The 20,261-nt window shown below is 36.4% G+C and carries 19 protein-coding genes; 9 read left to right on the forward strand and 10 right to left on the reverse strand.

All coding sequences use genetic code 11. The annotated features are described in order from the left end of the window. The first annotated feature begins 160 nt into the window (after positions 1 to 160). Together BUA97_RS07150 and BUA97_RS07155 are read left to right on the forward strand one after the other, a co-directional pair. Entirely contained in the window at positions 161 to 1,816 is a 1,656-nt protein-coding gene (locus BUA97_RS07150; protein ID WP_072997110.1) for a tetratricopeptide repeat protein, read from the forward strand. A 102-nt stretch (positions 1,817 to 1,918) separates the two neighbouring features. Next, a complete protein-coding gene (locus tag BUA97_RS07155; RefSeq protein ID WP_072997111.1) occupies positions 1,919 to 4,219 on the forward strand; it encodes a T9SS type A sorting domain-containing protein in 2,301 nt (766 codons plus the stop codon). 69 nt (positions 4,220 to 4,288) lie between these two features. On the opposite strand, the gene BUA97_RS07160 is transcribed toward BUA97_RS07155, so the two are convergent. Next, positions 4,289 to 4,990, reverse strand: coding sequence for a pseudouridine synthase (locus BUA97_RS07160; protein WP_072997112.1), 702 nt, complete (start codon positions 4,988 to 4,990; stop codon positions 4,289 to 4,291). Positions 4,991 to 5,107: 117 nt separating this feature from the next. Between BUA97_RS07160 and BUA97_RS07165 the strand changes: the two genes are divergently transcribed. From BUA97_RS07165 to BUA97_RS07180, 4 genes are all read left to right on the forward strand, one after another. Beyond that, positions 5,108 to 5,605, forward strand: coding sequence for an RNA polymerase sigma factor (locus BUA97_RS07165; RefSeq protein ID WP_072997113.1), 498 nt, complete (start codon positions 5,108 to 5,110; stop codon positions 5,603 to 5,605). Beyond that, positions 5,589 to 6,179: a hypothetical protein gene (locus BUA97_RS07170; protein ID WP_072997114.1), complete on the forward strand. Its 591-nt coding sequence runs from the start codon at positions 5,589 to 5,591 to the stop codon at positions 6,177 to 6,179. The genes BUA97_RS07165 and BUA97_RS07170 overlap by 17 nt, the downstream gene beginning before the upstream one ends. A gap of 101 nt (positions 6,180 to 6,280) precedes the next feature. Next, positions 6,281 to 7,822: a glycine--tRNA ligase gene (locus BUA97_RS07175; RefSeq protein WP_072997115.1), complete on the forward strand. Its 1,542-nt coding sequence runs from the start codon at positions 6,281 to 6,283 to the stop codon at positions 7,820 to 7,822. 75 nt (positions 7,823 to 7,897) lie between these two features. Then, complete coding sequence (locus BUA97_RS07180; RefSeq protein WP_072997116.1) at positions 7,898 to 8,695, forward strand: hypothetical protein; 798 nt, start codon at positions 7,898 to 7,900, stop codon at positions 8,693 to 8,695. A gap of 57 nt (positions 8,696 to 8,752) precedes the next feature. Here BUA97_RS07180 and BUA97_RS07185 read toward each other — a convergent pair whose 3' ends face one another. Both BUA97_RS07185 and BUA97_RS07190 read right to left on the reverse strand, forming a co-directional pair. Then, positions 8,753 to 9,181, reverse strand: coding sequence for a hypothetical protein (locus BUA97_RS07185; protein ID WP_072997235.1), 429 nt, complete (start codon positions 9,179 to 9,181; stop codon positions 8,753 to 8,755). A 172-nt stretch (positions 9,182 to 9,353) separates the two neighbouring features. Then, positions 9,354 to 10,148 (reverse strand): murein L,D-transpeptidase catalytic domain family protein, encoded by a 795-nt coding sequence (locus BUA97_RS07190; RefSeq protein WP_072997117.1) that lies wholly within the window; start codon positions 10,146 to 10,148, stop codon positions 9,354 to 9,356. Positions 10,149 to 10,339: 191 nt separating this feature from the next. Between BUA97_RS07190 and BUA97_RS07195 the strand changes: the two genes are divergently transcribed. Together BUA97_RS07195 and BUA97_RS07200 are read left to right on the forward strand one after the other, a co-directional pair. After that, positions 10,340 to 11,101: a nitrilase-related carbon-nitrogen hydrolase gene (locus tag BUA97_RS07195; protein ID WP_072997118.1), complete on the forward strand. Its 762-nt coding sequence runs from the start codon at positions 10,340 to 10,342 to the stop codon at positions 11,099 to 11,101. A gap of 4 nt (positions 11,102 to 11,105) precedes the next feature. After that, positions 11,106 to 11,888 carry a hypothetical protein gene (locus tag BUA97_RS07200; RefSeq protein WP_139258254.1) on the forward strand — a complete coding sequence of 261 codons (783 nt, stop codon included), beginning with the start codon at positions 11,106 to 11,108 and terminating at the stop codon, positions 11,886 to 11,888. Here the strand turns inward: BUA97_RS07200 and BUA97_RS07205 are convergent. The 5 genes from BUA97_RS07205 to BUA97_RS07225 all read right to left on the reverse strand — a co-directional run bounded on the left by BUA97_RS07205 (position 11,881) and on the right by BUA97_RS07225 (position 16,843). Then, positions 11,881 to 12,183 (reverse strand): thioredoxin family protein, encoded by a 303-nt coding sequence (locus tag BUA97_RS07205; RefSeq protein WP_072997120.1) that lies wholly within the window; start codon positions 12,181 to 12,183, stop codon positions 11,881 to 11,883. The two genes, BUA97_RS07200 and BUA97_RS07205, sit on opposite strands and share 8 nt — an antisense overlap. 17 nt (positions 12,184 to 12,200) lie before the next feature. Continuing rightward, positions 12,201 to 13,610 carry an MBL fold metallo-hydrolase gene (locus BUA97_RS07210; RefSeq protein WP_072997121.1) on the reverse strand — a complete coding sequence of 470 codons (1,410 nt, stop codon included), beginning with the start codon at positions 13,608 to 13,610 and terminating at the stop codon, positions 12,201 to 12,203. A gap of 207 nt (positions 13,611 to 13,817) precedes the next feature. Next, positions 13,818 to 15,839, reverse strand: a complete 2,022-nt coding sequence (locus tag BUA97_RS07215; protein WP_084081270.1) for a TonB-dependent receptor domain-containing protein — start codon at positions 15,837 to 15,839, stop codon at positions 13,818 to 13,820. A 75-nt stretch (positions 15,840 to 15,914) separates the two neighbouring features. After that, complete coding sequence (locus BUA97_RS07220; RefSeq protein ID WP_072997122.1) at positions 15,915 to 16,271, reverse strand: hypothetical protein; 357 nt, start codon at positions 16,269 to 16,271, stop codon at positions 15,915 to 15,917. A 71-nt stretch (positions 16,272 to 16,342) separates the two neighbouring features. After that, a complete protein-coding gene (locus BUA97_RS07225) occupies positions 16,343 to 16,843 on the reverse strand; it encodes a hypothetical protein (RefSeq protein WP_072997123.1) in 501 nt (166 codons plus the stop codon). A gap of 222 nt (positions 16,844 to 17,065) precedes the next feature. Here BUA97_RS07225 and mutS point away from each other — a divergent pair, with 222 nt between their 5' ends. Then, on the forward strand, positions 17,066 to 19,621 hold the full coding sequence (mutS, locus tag BUA97_RS07230; protein ID WP_072997124.1) for a DNA mismatch repair protein MutS: 2,556 nt from the start codon (positions 17,066 to 17,068) through the stop codon (positions 19,619 to 19,621). On the opposite strand, the gene BUA97_RS17125 is transcribed toward mutS, so the two are convergent. Together BUA97_RS17125 and BUA97_RS07235 are read right to left on the reverse strand one after the other, a co-directional pair. Next, complete coding sequence (locus tag BUA97_RS17125; protein WP_175546178.1) at positions 19,622 to 19,798, reverse strand: hypothetical protein; 177 nt, start codon at positions 19,796 to 19,798, stop codon at positions 19,622 to 19,624. A 60-nt stretch (positions 19,799 to 19,858) separates the two neighbouring features. Further along, a complete protein-coding gene (locus tag BUA97_RS07235) occupies positions 19,859 to 20,257 on the reverse strand; it encodes an energy transducer TonB (protein ID WP_072997125.1) in 399 nt (132 codons plus the stop codon). Positions 20,258 to 20,261 lie beyond the last annotated feature (4 nt).

The raw sequence follows: 20,261 nt of genomic DNA on the forward strand, positions 1-20,261 counted from the left end.
AAGGCACAAAGTATTTAAAATCTTCGAATTTCTTGTGCTTTAAACTGTTTATTACTGTTATAATTCCTGTGCCTTTGTTCACTATATGACGCATTTTCAGAATTCAGAAAAATAAATTAAAATCTTTATATCTTTACTTAGATTTTATCTCAAGCTATAAATGATTTCAATTGCTTTTTACAGAAGTTTAATTTATATATTTTTTCTCTTTTTTCTGCCTTTCCAGACTTTTGCGATGACGCCAAAAGACTGCGAAAAAATGGTCATCAAAGCAGTGGAAGCGATGAATAAGAAGGAATTTGCCAAATCTCTCCAGATCCTTAGCAAAACCAAAAAAATTGCGCAGGATAACCGTTGGTATAGGGAGGAGTTCCTGGCTGTCAACAACATCGGCGCCAATTACTATATGATGCTGGATTACGGTGAGGCGCTCAATAATTATCTGGATGCCTACAAAATTGCGGTTGCTCATCTCGATGAAAAATCAGAAATGACTGTTCTCAACAACATTGCCATTCTCTATTCCCGGGATAATAAAATCGACAAGGCCAAAGATTATTTCTCCAAAGCCTATGAACTAGCAGGAAAAGTTAACAATAACACTTCCAAAGGTTTATACGCTATTAATCTGACTATTGTCTATAATGAAAAAGGCGATTATAAAACAGCCAAAAATTATATTGATGAAGCGCTGAGACTCACCGCAAATTCCCCCTACTATTTGCTGGCAAAATCGACCTATATGGAAACGCTGGTGAATCTGAAACAATATGATGCTGCAGAAAAAATGGCCAATGAGCTACTTCCGAAACTGAATGGTGTGGAATATGCCGAGTACAAAACGCAGATTTTTTATAATCTTTCCGTGATTGCCGAACATAGAAACGATTTGCCTAAGTCTTTTCATTATCTCGAACTGGCAGAAAAAAACAACCTGAATTTTGATTTTAAGGAAAATATTTTCGAGCGATTCAGCACGCTTTACAAAAAAACAAATAATATCGATCGTGCCGTTTCTTATAAAGATTCGATAATGACGGTAAAAGATTCTGTGAACAGAATCAAAAACGGGCAGCTTTTCGAGAACAGTAAAATCAAATTTGAGCTTCAGAATTCTCAGAAAGATCTGGCGGAAAGTCAGGGAAAATTATCCTCGCAGCGTTCTTTTTTCATCAAAGGAACTTTGCTTGCGGTTTTTATTGTTCTGATAATTTTCTGGGCGTTGAGAAACAGTATTGTTAAAAACAAACAGCAAAAAATCATTGAGCAAAGCAATGCGGAAATCGCCAAGCTCGAACTCGAAAAAGAAAAAAAGAATAAGGAAATCCTTGAAAATCAATTAAAAGAAAAAGAAGTTCTGGTACTTTTGGAGCAGGAGAAATTCAAAAATGAAATCGAGGCCAAGAACAGGAAACTGACAACCAAAGCTCTACAGCTTTCCACAAAGATTGAACTGATTGATGACCTCATCAAAACGTTGTCGCGGGAATCAGATGATCTCAAAAAAGTGGATGTCAGCAATATCATCCAGCAATTCAAAATTCTACAGAAACAGACCCATGAGGAAGAGGGCTTCCTGGTTCATTTTGAAGAAGTCAATAAAGGTTTTCTTTCCAAATTGAAGCAACTTCATCCGGACCTTAATTCAAACGATATACGGTTTCTGTCTTATGTGTATATGAACCTTTCCATAAAGGAAATTTCTGTCATTTTTAACATCACTCCAGAAGCTTGCCGCAAGCGAAAGGAACGCATCGAAAAGAAAATGTCACTCGCCGAAAACTTAGACTTATATAATTATATTACAAGTATTTAACAGAAATGTCACGTTTTTTCTAATTCAGCGTCCTACTATTTCTACATTAATTTTTTGTGTTGCTAATATTAATCATAACATTTGTTTGATAAAATTAGATATATGAAAAAATTTACTTTTTTAGCGGGTCTTATATTTGCGCTTTTCACCAATAATATCGATGCCCAGCTTCAGGTTTTGGGAAAAAATGAATTCGGGAGAATTTTCGAGGTTACTTACAGCACCACGGAGCAAAATACCATTTATGCCACGACAATCGTCAATCACATTGTGGTTTCTCACAACAATGGAGCATCTTGGGAAATATTTTATTCTTTACCTCCTGAATTTGGTAATATCAGTAATAATACCAAGCTTAATATCAGCAAGGATGGTACTTTTTTGTCTTTTTCTACTACAAAAGGAGGAATTGGTGAATTGCATATTTTTGATATTAGCACCAAAACTATTACTAAGACTTTCACAATGCCTAATTATTCTGAAGGCGCATATGTTTCGGCTTATAATTTCTTCGGTGATGATAAAGACAATCTAATTGTGAGCTCACAGTTTCCTTACGGATTCGGAACTGCCAACCGCGTTTACACCACTAATGACGGCGGACAAAACTGGAAAGAAGTCTATTATTCTGTAGAAGACAATCATAATATTATCACAAGCTATGTAGCCTTTAACCCGGCTGATAAAAACAAAATCTACATTGCCAACGGAAACGGCAGCGAAGGGTTTTCTGGCGGATTGATGATCTCCAGCGACGGGGGAGATACTTTCACGACAAAGCTAGAAGGAAGTGTCCTCGCAACGCTGGAATTCAACCCGAATAATCCTAATGAAATCTATGCAGGAACAGGAATCAGCTTTGGAATGAGTCCGGAAAAGCTTCATCATTCCACAGATGCCGGAAATACTTGGGAAGACAAAAATATCACTTGGGGAAGCAACGGAATCCTTAACAACATTATTGATATTAAATATAACCCTCTGGATAATAACCACATTATTGTTTTGGAGGAAGATGAGATTGTTTCCACAAAAGACGGTGGCGCAACCTGGCAAAATGTGGAATATCCTTATGATAATCTTGATAGTTACTATTACGGCATTAAAGCAAGTTTCAACCCGTTCAAAGCAGGAGAATTATTTATTACAGCGAATTATAAACCGTTGTTCTCCACAGATAACGGAACAACGATGACGCAGGTTCAAACGCCATTTTTCAGTTCTACAGGAAGAGTCAACCTGTTCAAAAATGAAATGTCGAAACATCTTTTCTACAGCGTTCAGAATGGTTTTGTCCATAGAAATCTGGCTGATAATTCTGAAAATGCATTCGACATCCAGCCGCTTAATATTTTCACTAATAATAATGGCCCGGCTTACATTTCCGATTCCAAAAAAGAAGGAAGGGTTTATTCTTTCAAAGGCGGATTTTTGGGTTCTACATTGGCAATGAGTGATAATTTCGGCGCTGATTTTTCTCCTGTTTTTGAAACTTTTACAAATGGATTAACCAATATAATTCCTGATCCTCAGGTTAACAATCAGATTTTTGCAACCTTCAACAATTGGGATCAGGGCGAGCTGGACAAGATCAATTTTAATAATCCGAACGACATTCTGGTCACTAACATACCACTTCCGGCTCAGGGTGCCGTTTACAAAATCCTGCATCCGAACAAGATTTCTGATGAATTCTTTATAATTGTCGGCTCAGAGCTTTATAAAACCACAAATGGCGGAAACGACTGGACGGCGGTTTCCATCGACACTTCGTTCCCATCCGAGTCTGTTATTTTTGATATTGATCAAAATCCGAAAAACCTGAATCAATTGGCTTTGGCAACATCAGAAGGCGTATTTGTTTCCGGCGACAAAGGTGCAACATGGAGTCAGGTTTCTAACTTTGTAGCATACAAAGTATCCTATTCTGATGTCAATAACGGTGTTCTGATAGCAATAACTTACTCTTCTATGTATACCAGTTTTAACATCCATTATTCTGTGGACAACGGGATCAACTGGAAAACGGTTGACCGTGCTGAGCTTTTATATTCAGAAACCAATTCCGTAACTATCGATTTCTCAGACAAAAAAGCGTTTATCTATATCGCTTCCGGAGACCTTGGACTTTTGGGATATAATCTGAATCTGGATGTCTTGGCAACAGATAATGTCTCTGCGGAAAAGGCAAAAGTTTTAGTCTATCCGAATCCTGTGGTTGACGTCATTCACATTGATGATAAGAATCTGAAGTCCGTTATACTTTACAGCATGGACGGGAAAAAACTGCTTGAAACGAAGAACAATGAAATGACCGTTTCTCAGCTTCCGAAAGGTGTTTATATTCTTAGAATAGTAACAGCTGACAACAGTATTGTAAGCAAAAAAATCATCAAAAAGTAATAGTTAGTAAATATGATCAGAAAGGCTTCTCAGAAATGGGAAGCTTTTTTCGTTCTATGGTTTCAAAAATTAAATATAATTATCAAAATCAAAACTTAAGATCTTTCCTATTTGCAAAAAACCAGGATTCACATTCAGACCCGCATTTATGGAAATATCTTGATTGGTAATGGGATGTTTAAAATTAAGCTGATGAGCATGCAAAGGCATTGCAGTAAGATTAAAACTATTCAGCCATAATTTATTCTGCTTATTGCAACCGTGTTTTCTGCAACCTAAAATCGGATGCAAAATATGTTTGAAATGTTTTCTTAACTGATGAAACCTTCCCGTTTCCGGGATCGCTTCTACCAAAGAATAACGGGAGGTCTGATGTTTTAGAAATGGCAGATCAATCTCGGAAATCATCAGCCGTTTATAGTGCGTCACGGCATTTTGAACGATCTCATTTTCATTGGTCAGGTCATAATCAATCGTTTCTTCTTCCTTTGTCCAACCGCGCAGAATCGCCAGATATTTTTTTTCTACTTCGCGGTTCATAAACTGATTACTCAGTAATTTGAGTGTTTCTTTATCCAACGCAAAAAGCAAAACACCCGAAGTTTTCCGGTCCAAACGATGAACGAGATGAACCTTTTTCCCAATCTGGTCCGTCAATTTCTCTACAGCATATTCGTCAGCCGGCCCGGCATATTTTGATTTATGAACCAAAAGTCCACTCGGTTTGTTAATCGCAATAAGGTAGTCGTCCCAATAAAGAATTTCTAGCATTGGGCAAAAGTAGAGATTTTCATTATAATCAATCCTTTACGAATCATAAAAAGATTTTATCTTCACTTCAATTGTAACATTTTTGATTGAATATACTCTAAATCTAAAAAAGGACCAATGCAGAACTTACACTTCGAAGACATTTACCACGATTACCGGAAGAAGATCTTTCGTCTTTGTATGGGTTATGTGAATGATGATGATCTGGCGAAGGATCTTTGTCAGGAAACCTTTGTTGCGGTTTTCCAGCAGTTGCCAAAGTTCCGTCAGGAAGCAACAGTCGGAACCTGGATTTACAGGATTGCGACGAATATCTGCCTCAGACAAATCAATCTCGAAAGACGAATGCCAAAAAGCGAACTGCCTTATCAGATCAAGGATAATTCTGAGAAAGACAACAAGCTGGAAAAAGATAAAATGACCGGTTTTCTTTACCAATGCATTTCCGAATTGCCGGAAATGGAGAGAATCATTATTTCCCTCGAACTTGAAGAAATGAAACAGTCGGACATTGCGGAAGTTGTAGGAATTTCGCCTGCCAATGTTAGAGTAAGAATCCACAGAATCAAAGAAAAATTAACCGAAAAATTCAGAAAGTATGGAAACCAATTATAATTTTCAGGATCTCTGGAAACAGAAAGAAACCAATACACCTGACAGCCGGTTTATCATCAAAAAAGCCAATGCTTACAGGAAAAATCAATTGCTGATATCCTCTTGTCTCATCACTTCTCTTTTAGCAACCTGCGGTGTTATAATTTGGGTTTGGGTCAGTTTTCCGGATTTGCATGTTCTCACAAAATCAGGAATAATGCTGATTGTTACTGCATTATTATTTTTCATTTTTTTGAATCTGCAAAAAGTAAAAATTATCAATGGTATCAATCCTTCACTGAGCAATCAGGACTATCTCAAACAGATGAAAATTCTGCAGAAGAAACAAATGTATATTCAGACCAAAGGTTTTACAATCTATTTCCTCCTAAATTTTTTCGGACTGGCTTTTTATCTTTTTGAATTTACACAAAGAATGTCGGCTTTATGGGGAGCATTTACTTATTCCCTGATTTTTGCGTGGATTCTTTTTGTATGGTTTTACATCAAGCCGAAAAGAACCCGCAAACAACAGCAGAAAATACGGCAAGTCATAGATTCTCTCGAAAGTCTGGAGAAAGGATTTTCAGAATAAGCCTGCTTTTGAGAAACTAAATGAGCAAAAGCAATCTTATACAATTGAATACGAAAAATTTGCTGTAAAATTCTTATTTTTGCACATCAATTAAACTAAATATGGCAAAGCAAGAAGATGTTTTCAAAAAAGTGGTTTCCCACGCTAAAGAATATGGTTTTATTTTTCCTTCCAGCGAGATCTATGACGGACTTTCTGCAATCTACGATTATGGACAGAACGGTGCGGAGCTGAAAAATAACATCAAACAATACTGGTGGAAAGCGATGGTTCAGCTGAACGAAAATATCGTTGGGATTGATTCTGCCATTTTTATGCATCCTACAATCTGGAAAGCTTCCGGACACGTAGATGCTTTCAATGACCCGTTGATCGACAACAAAGATTCTAAAAAACGTTTCCGTGCGGATGTTTTGGTGGAGGATTATTGCGCCAAAATAGAAGACAAGGAAAATAAAGAAATAGAAAAAGCCGCCAAGCGTTTTGGTGATGCTTTTGACAAAGCTCAGTTTGAGGCTACCAATCCAAAAATATTGGAATACCGCGAAAAAAGAGCGACAATTCTTTCCAGGCTGGCAAAATCTCTTGAAAAAGAAGACCTTGCGGATGTAAAAGCTCTGATTGAAGAATTGGAAATTGCCGATCCTGACACAGGTTCTAAAAACTGGACGGAAGTGAGACAGTTCAACCTGATGTTCGGGACGAAATTGGGCGCTTCTGCGGATTCTGCAACAGACCTTTACTTAAGACCTGAAACCGCTCAGGGTATTTTTGTGAATTACCTGAATGTTCAGAAAACTTCTCGTCATAAACTGCCTTTCGGGATTGCTCAGATTGGTAAAGCCTTTAGAAATGAAATAGTTGCGAGACAGTTTATTTTCCGAATGAGAGAATTTGAACAAATGGAAATGCAATATTTTGTTCCGCCGGGAACTGAGCTGGAATTCTATGAAAACTGGAAAAAAACACGTCTTAACTGGCATTTGGCTCTTGGTTTGGGCGCAGAAAACTATCGTTTTCACGACCACGAAAAATTGGCGCATTATGCAAATGCTGCGGCTGATATCGAGTTTAATTTCCCTTTTGGTTTCAAAGAATTGGAAGGCATCCACTCTAGAACAGATTTTGACCTTTCGGCGCACGAGAAATTCTCCGGTAGAAAGATCCAGTATTTTGACCCGGAAAGAAATGAGAATTATGTGCCTTACGTTGTAGAAACTTCGGTTGGTCTTGACAGATTGTTTTTGGCAATTTTCTCTAACTCACTGAAAGATGAAGTTTTGGAAGATGGTTCAGAAAGAACTGTTTTAAGTTTACCGCCAGCTTTGGCTCCTGTAAAAGCGGCGATTCTTCCGTTAGTTAAAAAAGACGGTTTACCTGCATTTGCTGATAAGATTTTCAATGATCTGAAGTTCGATTTCAATGTGATTTTTGAAGAGAAAGACAGCATCGGAAAACGTTACAGAAGACAGGATGCGATTGGAACACCTTTCTGTATCACTGTTGACCACGATTCTTTGAATGACAACACCGTAACTCTGAGATACAGAGATACAATGGAGCAGGAAAGAGTTCCTGTTTCTGAGCTGAGACGGATTATTGATGAGAAAGTGAATTTCAGGACTTTGCTTTCTAAGATCTAAGAAAATAATTTTATATAATGAAAATCCCAACTTAATCGTTGGGATTTTTTTATTTTTGAATAAAATTAAATAACTATGAAAAAACTACTTTTTTACTCTTTATTTATTGTTTTACTAATAAGCTGTTCTACAAGTGATGATGGAGAAATAGATACTAGTATTTTACCTACAAAAATCATTCACAAATTAAGATTTTTCAACAATTCTATTTTTACACGAACGTATCAATATGATGGAAATAAAATTAAGTCAATCATTTCAAGTTCAGGTGACAAATTAGAATACTTTTATTCTGGAAATTTGATTACTACGGTCAATTATTTTGACGAAAAAAATTCACTAAATGCAACGATAAAAATAGATTACGAAAAGAACAGAATTAAAACTCTGACAAGAAAATACCATGATGGTGGTAGTGATTTGATTTTCAATTACACCTGGATCAATGACAATCAGGTGAGAATTCAGAACAACAGATATCTCCCACCCAACACAACTGCTTACACCGACGTTTTTTTATCCAACGGAAATATTACAAAAACAATCCGATATTTTAAAAGTACAGGTTATGAAATGGAAGAAAGTCGCAGCTATACCTATGATTCTAATAGTTTTCCTTTAAAAAATGTTGAAGGCTTTTCAAAAATAATAACCAGCGAGTTAGACGCAGCGCCAGTGATTGCAGACACTCAGGCCAATAATCTTTTAAAATATACCTATAAACAAATTACCACAGAAAACGGTCAGACACAAGAGACAGCCAATTATACACAAGAACTGAACAGTAACTTTTCTTATAATGCTAATGGATTTCCTACAAAATATTTTAACCACAACGATGAGGACGATATTTTGATCGAGTATAATCGTTAAATAATCGGAAATAAGAAAAAAACTGGGGATTTAATTATATTTTTAAATCCCCAGTTTTTATTTCACTCTTGCCAAATGTATCACTTTATTATCCTGAGAAATCAAAAGTGAATCACCTTTCGTTTCGGCGGAAATTGTATTTCTTTCATAGAATTCGCCTTCTGAAGTTTTCTTTCTAAAGTCCAGTACAAACTTATTATTATTAGACTCCAAAGTAATTGTTTTTGATTTTCCATTGTTGATGAAAGTAGCTTTCATACGGCCGCCATCAGCAGCTTTATAGGGAAAAGAATAGGATTCGGTTTTTTTGCCGCCGATTGTCTTTACCATAGAAGTTGTCGTAACACTGTCGATTTTGCCGTTCTCATCCGTAACGGTTGTTTCTGAAGAATAAGATTCTGAAGTAGACTTTCTGCTTTCATTTTTCTTGCAGGAAACTAATGTTGAAACTGTAATTAACGTCAAAATAAGAGCATTTTTTTTCATAGTTATAGATTTCAGGTTATTGTTATTTTTGAATCGATTACCATACAACATTTTAATAATTGCAAAATAATCAGAACAAAAATACACATTTTCATTGTTTTAGTTGAATCCGATTCATAAAAAATCCCTCCATAATTTATGAAAGGATATTCTTTTTTATTAATTTCTAATTTCAGTTAGTCGCCATTTTTTGTTCCGGCGAATCCAGAATTTGATTCTTCTGTTCCGGATTTTTCAGCCATTGAGAACCGGAAAGGTAATTCTGATCCGGATAGTAAATAAAAAGACATGTCCGGTCTTTTATCGTATTGATAATCGGCTGTGCAAGCTCTCTCGGAACAGCAGGGCAACCCCAGCTTCTTCCTAATCTTTTTTCGGATCTGATAAAATCCTCGCTCACATAGTTGGCACCGTGCATCACAATACACCGTTCCAGAGCATTGTCATTATAACCTCTGTCCATCCCGAACAGCCTCATAGAATAACCATTGTCACCATTGTAAGCCTGCTCTGTAACATAAAACCCGAGGCTCGACTGGTGAGAATCTTCCGTGTTGGAAAAATTCATAGCAAACTCTTCACCGGTTCCTTTTCCGTGAGCAACCAATGTGTTAAACAATACTTTTTTCTCATCCAGATCCAGAACCCAAAGTCTTTTTTTGTTAGAAGACAAACTAAAATCACAAACCGAAAGCAACTTGGCCGACGGTTCCAGCTTTCCGGATTTTTTCAAATTTTGGAATCCTAAAAATGCTTTTTCAAAGACTTCAAAATTCAATGTTTCTTCCGTAAACTGAAGCTGTTTATAGATTTCTTCTGCTGGATTTGATGAGAAATTCTGTTTCGGGCTTAGCTTGATTTCTCTTATCGTATGCTTGGTCTCAGAATTTTTGTTCTCAGAACTTGCCGGATAAAAAGAAGTGGTTATCAAATAGACTAAGCACAGCAATAGGGGGAATTTCTTCATTAATTATAAAATTTATTTTTGTATTAGTGGTGCAAAATTATAGAATAATCATTTTCAGAAGGTTACAAAGATTCTTTTTAACGAATTTTTAGGATATTTTAACGTAAAGACTCATTTTCCGAACGATTTTTATTAAGACTTTATTATGATTAGGACGATTAAAATGATAAATTGCAGTAAAGTTCTGAAGTATGTCAACACTTAAAATTGCAGGCCTAAATCTGGACATTTCATGGAAAAACAAAGAAGAGAATTTCAAAAAAATTGAAGAAGCTTTTCGTTTCCTTGAAGCTGATTTATTTCTTTTACCGGAGATGTTTCCAACAGGATTTTGTATGGAAGCTGAAGAAGTTGCCGACAGAAATCTAGAAACTTTGGCTTGGATGAAATCCTTTGCTAAAAACAAAAATTCAGCAGTTGCAGGAAGTGTTTCCGTGGAAGAAAATGGAAAATTCTATAACCGGTTTTATTTTGTTTTTCCTGACGGCAGTTTCGAATATTACGACAAAAGACATTTGTTTTCTTACTCAGGGGAAGATAAAATCTATACGGCCGGAACAGAGCGAAAAGTCATTGTTTATAAAGGATTTAAAATTCTTTTGCAGGTTTGTTTTGATTTGCGGTTTCCTGTTTTTTCAAGAAACCAGAATGATTATGATGCCGTTTTATATGTTGCGAATTGGCCAAAGTCCAGAGTTGAAGCTTGGAAATCTCTATTAAAAGCACGTTCAATTGAAAATCAAGCATTTTTGTTTGGATTAAACCGGATTGGAACAGATGGTTATAACCTGGAGTATGAAGAAAGTTCATTAGTCTATTTCCCTGACGGAAGAGAAACTTCCGAAAGAGATAAAAACCTCATCATCACGGAATGGAATTTGGATGAATTGAAAGAGTTTAGAAATAAATTTCCTTTTTTGAATGAAAAGGATGAGTTTGAAATTAAGCTTTAAATCTATGAAGAATCCTATTCCGTATAAAATAGCTATAGGAAAAACTTGGTCTTACGATTTTCCAAAAGAAACTTACTGTTTAAACTACTTTAGTTTTACTAGTGCAATTGGTGGTATTGGAAGCACTCCTCCTGAAATTAAATGTACAGTTAAAATCAAAGATTCGGAACAAAAATTCCTTGAAGAAGTAAATGAGCTTTTTAAAATATATAAAGATACAAATCTCACTATTTTAAAAGATAATAATGGCATTTTAAAAATTGAAATCTTTGAATGGACATTTTTTGATTATGATTTTCAATTGATTATTAAAATTGAAAATATATTAGAAAAATATGTTTTTGAATTAACAAATGATTTTGATTTTTCTCAATCAGAAATAATATTTAAAAACGTTTGTGAGGTTTATAAAGATGGATATAAATACATCGAACCCAAAATCTTTTTTTCTTATAATACGTTCGGACTTGAATTAGCCTGTTTTATGGATAAGATAAATGAAGAAAAATTTTTAAAGAGAATAAATCAATTGTTAATAGACTTAAATTTTGATGAAGCCAAATATTATCGATGTCAGAATTCTCAAGAGGTAAGTTTTAGAATTTACTTCAGAAAATATCATACCTATCTTTCTAAAAAGGGAAAGTACCAATTTGACATTTTAGATTTAGATAATAGTTTATTTACTATTTTTAATCATCTTAACATTCAAAATGGTAGAATGAAAAATGATTTAAATGTGATTGAAGTAAAACACACAATACAAAATTCTAATTCAATCAATTAGAATACTGCTCCAACAACCCCACCAAAGAATTCACATCGTGAACGCCGCTTTCTTTCCAAAGCAATTCTCCGTTTTTGAAAATCGCTAAAGTCGGAACACCGCGGACACCGTTATCAGCTGCAATCGACGGAAATTGGTCAATATCAATTTTTACAATTCTCGCTTTTTCACCAACCTGCTCTTTTACAGAATTCAAAACAGAAGACTGCACTTTGCACGGCTGACACCAGGTGGCAAAAAAATCCACCAGAACAGGACGTTCGGATTGTATGAGTTCCTTAAATTTTTGTGACATTATATTATAAGTTAGATTTACAAAGTTTTAGTCTGGCAGACAAAATTGCTCAACGGGAATTTTTCTGTATTCTTAATCGCATTGAATCCACCATCAATCTCAGTAAAATTCCTATAGCCTCTTGCCTGCAAAATACTTGCCGCAATCATACTTCTGTAACCACCGGCGCAATGGATGTAAAAATGTTCAGAGTTATCCACGGAATTTACCCAATCATTGATATAAGCCAGAGGCTTACTGTAAGCTTCATTGATGTGTTCTGCTTCGTATTCCGTTTCTTTCCTAACGTCGATAACTTTTACATTTTCAGTAAATTCTTCACCGAATTCTTCTGCAGTGATTCTTTTTATTTCGTCTGTCTCCTTGCCAGAATTTTTCCAGGCTTCGAAACCTCCTTCCAAAAATCCTATGACATTATCAAATCCTACTCTGCTCAGTCTGGTGATCACTTCTTCTTCGGTTCCTTCATCAGAAACCAAAAGAATCGGTTGCTGAACATCTACAATCATCGCACCCACCCAAGGCGCAAAATCACCTTTAATACCGATGTTGATAGAATTCGGTACAAAACCTTTGTGAAAAATCGCAGCGCTTCTTGTATCCAGTATCAAAGCTCCGGTTTCTTCTGCTGCTATTTCAAAATCTTCTACTGACAAAGGATGATTTCCTTTTTTCAGAACCTGGTCAAAACTTTCGTAACCGCCTTTGTTCATTGCGACATTCATCCCGAAATATTTTGGAGGTGCCGTTAATCCGTCAAGAACTTCGGTAATAAAAGATTCTTTATCTGGCTGATTCAGTGCGTAATTGGTTCTTTTCTGATTACCTAAAGTATCAACGGTTTCTTTCTGCATATTCTTTCCACAAGCAGAACCTGCACCGTGAGCCGGATAAACCGTAATGGAGTCATCCAAAGGTAAAATCTTACTTTGCAGGCTTTCATATAACATTCCTGCCAAATCTTTTTCGGTAATTTCACCAGCTTTCTGAGCCAGATCCGGCCTTCCGACATCACCCAAAAATAAAGTGTCCCCAGAGAAAATCGCCGTTTCTTTTCCATCTTCATCCATAAGAAGAAAAGTTGAACTTTCCAAAGTGTGCCCGGGCGTGTGAAGCACTTTGATCTTAATTTTTCCTATCTCAAAAATCTGACCATCTTCCGCAATAATCGCTTCAAACTCAGGCTGAGCTGTTGGTCCGTAAACAATCAAAGCATCTGTTTTCTTGGATAAATCCAGATGTCCCGACACAAAATCTGCGTGAAAATGGGTTTCGAAAATATATTTCAGTTTCACCTGATCTTTCTCCAAACGGTCGAGATAGGGTTTCACTTCTCTTAGCGGGTCAATAATTGCTGCTTCGTTTTCAGAAGTGATATAATATGCGCCTTGTGCCAGACAGCCTGTGTATATTTGCTCAACCTTCATTTTGGTAGAATTTTTTCAAACTTTTATTTTAATGTTATTTGGTTTTAGCTTTTCGGTACAAATATGAGGCTATTTGGATTAACTATAAATAATTTTTAACTGATATTATTTATGATCCCGATTTAATTTTAAACAAACGATTGATTTCCTTATAAAAAAAAGCCGCGAAGTCACGATTAACTATAGCTTTGCGGCTTCTAAGCTCGATCAAAATTCGTAAGAATAGGTAACTCCTATATTTCTTCCAGGCATCAGAATTCTTTGCAAATTATTATTCATCAGCCTCCTGTTGAGATATTCCGAATAAGATCTGTTGAAAAGATTATTGATATCTATCCCAAATCTGCCAAAGTTTTGAAGTTTATATCCAAAATGCAAATCAACCAGAGAGAAATCCGGTGTTCTCATTTCTGAAAAACTGGGATTGATCCTATCTTGCTTTCCTGCAAATCTGTAGCTGATGACTGCAAAAAACGGATTGAAATCTGCCTTCAGGTTCCATCTTAAATCCAAAGGTGCGATCTCCGGCAAAGGGTTTTTGGTAGATTTGTCTTCAGCATAAGTATAGGCAACCGCCAGTTCTGAACGCAGAATCTTAGAAATCTGCCAGTTCATCTGACTTTCGAATCCTGTTTTAAAAGCCTCATCAATATTTTGAAACTGACGGATTGCTACAGGCATCATTATCGAGCCCGTGATAATATCTGTTCTCAGTACGCCTGAAATATAATTTTCTAATAATGAGTAAAACACATTAACCTGAAAATAGAGTTTTTTATTATTCCCGAAAGTATAAATCAGATCCGCCTGATTATTGGTCTCCGGCTTCAAAAGTGGATTCCCGAGATAGTCGTAAGAATCATTTCCCACAGGAAATCTGTTGATAAATCTTTCTGTAAGGCTTGCGCTTCTTTGAGCTCGGCCAATCCAGAGAGAGATTTGTGACTGTTTCCCGATTCGTTTTTCAAAGCCTGCACTGATGTTATTATTCAAATTGTCAGAATTTGTCTTGCCATAAAGCTTCTTAAAGACAGAAGATGTCTCGGCTGCATCTGCAGTATTGTAATCCATTCTGTAAGAAATTCTCAGTCTGAATCTGTCCCAGGCATACTGATACTCATTGAACCATCCAACCTGGGAAATTTTTGAATCCTGCCAGCTGGTTCCGTCCCGCATCATTGTCATTCCGCCCATCATTGTCATAGTAAGAGCCGTGTTTTTAGCTCTTTCATTTTTATAATCCAGACCTGTGTATAAAAGATGTTTGCCTTTTTCAAATTTCAGCTCGCCTCTCAAACCATAAGTTCCGGAAGAAACATCCGAAACCATAGACCGGTTTTCCGTGCCCATAGAATGATGAACTGTGGAGGAATAAGAACTGAAATTAAATTCCTTCAGCAGAGAATTTTGAAATTCGGAATGATGCATCAACTGAAACATCCACGTTTTGTCATAAAGCATTTTCATAGTTAAAGCCGGGAAATCCGTGTTGCGACCTTGATTGGCATTGATCTGGAATATGGTATAATGATTTGAATTCCAGGCATAAATGGTTTTGTTTCCAAAGTTATAACGCTCAAACTCTGCAGGAACCTTGTTGCCGTTTCCATCTTTATAATCTTCTCCTTGCTGATAAGCACCAAAAAACTGAGACGTGATTTTTTTGGTGCTGAGATTTGCCAAAACTTCATTCCGCAACACATTACCGTTACTTTCATAAGCCGTAGAAAATCTACCTTTTATTTTAAACGACCCGGAAAATTCCGGTTTGAAACTTACAAAATTTACCGTCGCCCCAACCGAACTGCCATATCTGAAAAAATAAGGCCCTTTATAGATCTCTACTTTTTCAATTTGATTCATATTGATCTGAGAAATAGGAGGATCCATTCTGCCGGGGCAAGCCTGTATGGCATTTTGCGAACCATCTGCAATGATATTGAGCTGTTCATATTTGAACCCGCGAAAGACAGGATCTGTAGAATAATTCCCGGACTTTCTTACCCCGGAAAATTCCGGAACCGAAGTGAGGAAGCTTCCGGCATCATGATTCAGCCAGTCGGCAGACTGCGTTTGGATATTCTTAGTTTTAGACGAGAATTGTTTATTGATAATTACTTTTTCTATTGGATAATAGATGCTGTCCGTTTGAGCCATTAGAATATTGCTTCCCAATACAACAGCTATATTTACAAAAATTATTTGTTTAATTTTAGATATAGATTTCATAGAAATTTGAAATAAAAAGATAACTTGTGACTTAATGAAAAATCACAATAAATAAATTACACATCTTAAAAAAATCTAAATCTGAGGCGGTTTTAGAAGAACTAAGTAAAACCCTGTTAAGGATTTGGAGTTAAAAAAAGGAAAAGGATTCTGATAAAAAATCGATATTTTCTCCATTACTAAAGATAACCCGGCAACCAGCATAAGCTGGATTTCAAATCCCAGATTGGAAGAACTGATCGTGGATTTTTGTTTTTCACTTTCCAGTTTTGCCTGGCATTTTCCATGACATCCAAGATTGGGAACGCTTTTATTAATACAGTTTATTTCGTAGAAAGTTTTGTTAAATTGATAATCCAAATAAACCAGCGATCTTTGAAAACTGGCTAAGAAGATCAGTAGAGCAATAAAAGTTAAAACGATCTTTTTCACTCTTACAAAATTAGCAAGATTAAGCTTTCAAAAAACTTGAATTATATCATCAGTTGAAAAAATGAATTTACTTACCGGACAAGTGCCCATATTCCAACACCAATTCCCGTATAAGCTACAACTGTCAGAATATCAGCTACAGGTTGTGAGAAACGTCTTTCAGCGATAGTTGACTGATTGATCTGATTTCTGTGAAACTTCAGGATTTTTTTTGGCTTATGGATGACGTGGGCAACCAATGAGTCACTTTCCCATTTATCCACCTGGATTTTATAGCTTCTGTCGGCTACATCAATTTTATAGAATTTATTGGGTTCCAGCTGTTCAGTGATATTCGTCGCTTGAGGTATCTTATTTTTCACTACTTTAGAATTCCGGCTGATTTTTGTGCTCGGAGCTGATTGTATACCAGTCTGATTATCAATAGCTGCACCTTCTTCCAGCTGATTATCCTGTTTGACTTGCGTTTCCCGCCTGTCTTGTTTTTTGGCATCAATTTCTGAATTGGTTTTGTATGTGTAGCAATTGGTAAGAGAAAATGGTATGATCAGGAGATAAAGATATTTTTTCATTGGCTAAATTTAAACATTAAACGGATTATTTCCGATTTTCTTTTGAAATATAATCAGATAAATCGTATTTCTGAACTATTGGTATAAATTTTAAACGGCAAAGATAAATCCTATTGTGTGACAGCCAAGGCATTCACTTTGTTTAAGCACAATTCTCTGAATTAATTTCGTAATTTAGCGCTTCAAAAATTCAGACAATTGGCTAAGAAAGAAACTCCGTTAATGACACAATACAACACCATCAAAGGGAAATACCCAGATGCGCTTTTGTTGTTTCGTGTGGGAGATTTCTACGAAACTTTTGGGCAGGATGCGATAAAAACATCACAGATTCTCGGCATTGTTCTGACCAAAAGAGCCAATGGTGACGGTCATATTGAACTCGCTGGATTCCCGCACCATTCTGTAGATTCTTATTTACCAAAATTGGTGAGAGCTGGAATGCGTGTCGCTATTTGTGATCAGCTGGAAGATCCGAAAACCGTCAAAGGAATTGTAAAACGTGGTGTGACAGAATTGATTACGCCGGGCGTCACTTTCAATGACCAGGTTTTAAGTTCAAAGAAAAATAACTTTCTGCTTTCTCTTCATAAAGAAAAAGAGAAATTCGGGATGGCTCTGGTGGACGTTTCTACCGGAGAATTTCTCGTAAGTGAAGGGAATTTGGAAAAGTTACTTCACATCGTTCACACATTTGACCCGAGCGAAATTATTTATCAGAGAACTTCCGAGATTCCTAGTCAGCTGAAAAATAAAAATGTTTTCAAGCTGGAAGACTGGGCTTTCCGATATCCTTACGCTTACGAAAAACTGACTTCTCATTTCAAAACGCAATCTCTGAAGGGTTTTGGAATCGAGGATTCTAAATTGGGAATCACTGCTGCCGGAGCCATTTTCGCTTATTTGGTTGAGGATACACATCACGCATTGTTGCAACACATTACAAGGATCCAGGTGATTCCGCAGGATGATTATCTGATGATGGATGGTTTCACGCTAAGAAATCTAGAAATAGTTTATTCTGCCGGTCAGCAAGGTAAATCGCTGCTTGATATCATCGACAAAACCTGTACGCCCATGGGCGGAAGATTATTGAGAAGGCGATTGATTTTGCCCTTAAAAAACATCAATGACATCAACAGAAGATTGAACCTAATTGAGTTTTTGAACAACGAAGATTCTTTAAAATACGATATCAAAGATTTGCTGAAAAGTATCTCAGATCTGGATAGATTGATTGGAAAATTAGCGGCAGAAAAGATTTCACCGAAAGAATTAGGTTATCTCCGTCAAAGCATCATTAACATTAATGAAATCAGAAAAAAGCTCCTGGATTTCCCCGATGTTTTAGCCTGGATCGACCCTTTCATTAATCTCGAGGAATTAATTACTCTGATTAATGAGCATCTGAATGACGACCTTCCTGTGAACATCAACAAAGGAAATGTCATCCGAGAAGGAATTTCAGAGGAATTGGACCATCTGAGAAATCTTCAAAATAAAGGCCGGGGATTTCTGGATGAAATGTGTCAGCGCGAAATCGAACGAACCGGAATCACAAGTTTGAAAATCGATTTCAACGGTGTTTTTGGCTATTATATCGAGGTCAGAAATACGCATAAAGACAAAGTTCCGGAAGACTGGATCAGAAAGCAGACTTTGGTGAATGCGGAACGTTACATCACGGAAGAACTGAAAGAATATGAAAATCAGATTCTTGGCGCAGAAGAAAAAATCGGAAAATTAGAATTGGAACTTTACAGAAATATCTGTGACAATGTTCTGATTTACATTGACCAATTGCAGGAAAATTCGAAATTGATTGGCGAACTGGATTGCGCTGTTGGATTGTCAGAATTGTCTGTTGAAGATAATTATACAAAACCGATTTTGAACGATTCTTTCTCGATTGACATTCAGGAAGGCCGACATCCAATCATCGAAAAATCGCTTCCGCTTGGCGAATCGTACATCCCGAATGATGTTTTTCTGGACAGAGATTCCCAACAAATCATAATGGTTACTGGCCCGAATATGGCGGGTAAATCCGCAATCCTGAGACAGACGGCAATTATTTCTTTGCTGGCACAGATCGGAAGTTTTGTTCCTGCAAAACACGCCGAGATTGGAACTCTCGACAAGATTTTTACAAGAGTTGGCGCGACCGATAATTTGTCTGCTGGCGAATCTACTTTTATGGTAGAAATGAATGAAGCCGCAAATATCCTTAATAATATCTCCGACAGAAGTTTGATTTTGCTGGATGAAATCGGCCGTGGAACTTCCACTTACGACGGGGTTTCCATTGCCTGGGCGATTGCGGAATACCTTCATCAACATCCGACACAACCGAAAACTTTATTCGCAACACATTATCATGAACTGAACGAAATGTCTGTGAATTTCGAAAGAATCAAGAATTTTCACGTTTCCATTCAGGAAGCGAAAGACAATATTATTTTCCTCAGAAAACTGATTTCCGGCGGAAGCGAACACAGTTTTGGTATCCACGTTGCGAAGTTGGCAGGGATGCCTTCAAAAGTTGTAAACCGCGCTAATGAAATCCTGAAAACACTCGAATCAACAAGAACAACTCAGGATTCCGGTGAAAAAATAAAACGTGTGACAGAAGAAAATCTTCAGCTTTCATTTTTCCAATTGGATGACCCGGTTTTGGAAAATATCCGAGAAGAATTGACGAAAATCGACATCAATACTTTGACACCGATTGAAGCTTTGATGAAGCTGAACTCGATTAAAAAAATGATTGGGCGGTAATTATTTTACGCTGACTGTATCAACATTTTTCTCAGAAGAAATCGCCGCAGAATCCACACCTTTATTCCTCATATGTTCTGCGCTGTGGTCCTCTTTTCTCTTATCCCTTTTCTCTTTGTCGGGAACACAACTGGCGGCTAGCAATGCGATTGAACTGATTAATAATAACTTTTTCATAACAATAAGATTTGGTTAGCATTTCTTTTTCAAAAATTGAACCGAAATCTGAAATGTAAATCAGTTCATAAAATTCATTGTCATAGGGAATTTAAATCGGCTTTTAACTGGCTGACCATTTACCATACCAGGAGTCCATTTTCCTTTAATTTTCTTTATCGCATTAATAGCTAGGTTATTAAAAGAATCATTCTTACCTGTTGCAAACACTTGACTTATTATACCATTCTCATCAACTATAAATGTGATAAGTGTCTGATAAGTTCCAGTCCCTTTAAAACTATTTTTGGGGTCAAAGTTTTTTTGAAAGCCTTCTCTAAATTTATTAATTCCTCCCTCATATTCTGCAGCTACATCAGTTTTATCATAAATAATGTCTTTTGTTTCTTGATTAGATTTTTCTTGAGAAAAAACTGGAATGCTGAAAAGTAAGAGAAATAATAGTAGTACTTTTTTCATAGTT

It is taken from the genome of Epilithonimonas mollis, assembly GCF_900142325.1.
Lineage (GTDB): Bacteria > Bacteroidota > Bacteroidia > Flavobacteriales > Weeksellaceae > Epilithonimonas > Epilithonimonas mollis.

Coding starts and splice junctions, on each gene's coding strand:
- BUA97_RS07150 (WP_072997110.1), top strand. CDS start 161: ATGATTTCAATTGCTTTTTACAGAAGTTTAATTTATATATTTTTTCTC.
- BUA97_RS07155 (WP_072997111.1), top strand. CDS start 1,919: ATGAAAAAATTTACTTTTTTAGCGGGTCTTATATTTGCGCTTTTCACC.
- BUA97_RS07160 (WP_072997112.1), bottom strand. CDS start 4,990: ATGCTAGAAATTCTTTATTGGGACGACTACCTTATTGCGATTAACAAA.
- BUA97_RS07165 (WP_072997113.1), top strand. CDS start 5,108: ATGCAGAACTTACACTTCGAAGACATTTACCACGATTACCGGAAGAAG.
- BUA97_RS07170 (WP_072997114.1), top strand. CDS start 5,589: ATGGAAACCAATTATAATTTTCAGGATCTCTGGAAACAGAAAGAAACC.
- BUA97_RS07175 (WP_072997115.1), top strand. CDS start 6,281: ATGGCAAAGCAAGAAGATGTTTTCAAAAAAGTGGTTTCCCACGCTAAA.
- BUA97_RS07180 (WP_072997116.1), top strand. CDS start 7,898: ATGAAAAAACTACTTTTTTACTCTTTATTTATTGTTTTACTAATAAGC.
- BUA97_RS07185 (WP_072997235.1), bottom strand. CDS start 9,181: ATGAAAAAAAATGCTCTTATTTTGACGTTAATTACAGTTTCAACATTA.
- BUA97_RS07190 (WP_072997117.1), bottom strand. CDS start 10,148: ATGAAGAAATTCCCCCTATTGCTGTGCTTAGTCTATTTGATAACCACT.
- BUA97_RS07195 (WP_072997118.1), top strand. CDS start 10,340: ATGTCAACACTTAAAATTGCAGGCCTAAATCTGGACATTTCATGGAAA.
- BUA97_RS07200 (WP_139258254.1), top strand. CDS start 11,106: ATGAAGAATCCTATTCCGTATAAAATAGCTATAGGAAAAACTTGGTCT.
- BUA97_RS07205 (WP_072997120.1), bottom strand. CDS start 12,183: ATGTCACAAAAATTTAAGGAACTCATACAATCCGAACGTCCTGTTCTG.
- BUA97_RS07210 (WP_072997121.1), bottom strand. CDS start 13,610: ATGAAGGTTGAGCAAATATACACAGGCTGTCTGGCACAAGGCGCATAT.
- BUA97_RS07215 (WP_084081270.1), bottom strand. CDS start 15,839: ATGAAATCTATATCTAAAATTAAACAAATAATTTTTGTAAATATAGCT.
- BUA97_RS07225 (WP_072997123.1), bottom strand. CDS start 16,843: ATGAAAAAATATCTTTATCTCCTGATCATACCATTTTCTCTTACCAAT.
- mutS (WP_072997124.1), top strand. CDS start 17,066: ATGACACAATACAACACCATCAAAGGGAAATACCCAGATGCGCTTTTG.
- BUA97_RS17125 (WP_175546178.1), bottom strand. CDS start 19,798: ATGAAAAAGTTATTATTAATCAGTTCAATCGCATTGCTAGCCGCCAGT.
- BUA97_RS07235 (WP_072997125.1), bottom strand. CDS start 20,257: ATGAAAAAAGTACTACTATTATTTCTCTTACTTTTCAGCATTCCAGTT.